This window comes from Cellulomonas fimi, assembly GCF_028527925.1.
GTDB classification, from domain to species: Bacteria; Actinomycetota; Actinomycetes; order Actinomycetales; family Cellulomonadaceae; genus Cellulomonas; species Cellulomonas fimi_C.
The window spans coordinates 1-611 of record NZ_JAPESW010000161.1 but is presented as its reverse complement, the minus strand read 5'-3'; the positions used below and the strand labels follow the sequence as shown (position 1 = coordinate 611).

Annotated in this window: 1 protein-coding gene; it reads right to left on the bottom strand. The window is 62.4% G+C overall.

Annotation, left to right across the window (positions count from 1 at the left end; all coding sequences use genetic code 11):
• The coding region (locus OMK64_RS21475; protein ID WP_524536921.1) for an MFS transporter at positions 1-611 on the bottom strand (611 nt) is incomplete at both ends.

Here is a 611-nt window from a genome sequence, read left to right as displayed (position 1 = left end):
CCAGAGATAAAGATCGCCACGGCGAGCCCGGGAATGTTGGTTACCAGAAGCAACGGCAAGGTGGTCACAGCCGTAGCCACGCCACAGAACAGGAACTGCCGAGGCAACGACACCTTGAGTTTCAGGGTACCGAACGCCAGCCCTGCCAGGCACGAGCCAATGGCGTACACCGACAGCACGATACTCGCTGCCGCTGGTTGGCCCTGATGCTGGGCAAACGCGACGCTGACCACGTCCACCACGCCAACAATCACACCCATGGCCAGCAGCAGGATCATCAGGATCAGCACCGAGGGTGACGCAATCAGCCAGCGACCGTGGTGGCCCTGATGTGCATGCACAGGCGGTTCGGTCTCACGCTGCAATACAAAGGTGGTGACACCCACCGCCAGCAACAACGCAGCGACCAGAGGCCCCGCCTCCGGAAACAACACCACGCTCAACCCGACCGAAATCGGCGGGCCGATAATGAAGCACACCTCGTCCAGCACCGACTCCAGGGCAAACGCGGTTTGCAGCTTGGGCTGGCCCCGGTACAACTCGGTCCAGCGCGCCCGCACCATGGCCGACATATTGGGCATGCATCCGGCCAACGCGGCGAACAGGAACAG